This is a genomic window from Burkholderia sp. SCN-KJ (genome assembly GCF_024656005.1).
Taxonomy (GTDB): Bacteria; Pseudomonadota; Gammaproteobacteria; order Burkholderiales; family Burkholderiaceae; genus Burkholderia.
This window is the reverse complement of sequence record NZ_JANKOG010000112.1, coordinates 1-396: the sequence shown is the minus strand read 5'-3', so window position 1 is coordinate 396 and position 396 is coordinate 1. Positions and strand designations below refer to the sequence as shown.

1 protein-coding gene is annotated in these 396 nt (G+C 66.2%); it reads right to left on the bottom strand.

Annotated elements, in window-relative coordinates; all coding sequences use genetic code 11:
* Positions 1 to 396: helix-turn-helix domain-containing protein (locus NQV17_RS37870; RefSeq protein WP_257776172.1), on the bottom strand; the 396-nt coding region annotated here is incomplete at both ends.

Genomic DNA, 396 nt, shown 5'->3' with positions numbered 1-396 from the left:
CGACCAGTCCGGCTCGGCCACGCGGGCACGCAAGCGCATCTTGTCGATCGATTTGACCGTGTGCCAGCCCAGATCGTAGAAGGCCGCCACCGCCTGCACGCTGGCCGCTTGCAACAACTTCTCGCAGGCCTTGGCGAAGCGCTCCGTCACTCGCTGGTAACGGCCCAGCCACGCCAGCTTCTCCAACCGCGGACCGCCGCAGCGTTCGCACCAGACCCGACGACGGGGGACGTGCAGCACCACCCGGTACTCGAACAGCGGCAGGTCACGCACCCGGCGAACCGTTGTCTCGTGGATCTGCTGGCAGCGTGCCCCGCATTGCTCGCAGTACATGACCTTGCTGACCGGCTTCAAATACAGCGACAGCGTGCGGCCTTCGCCTTCCGGCCATTCCAC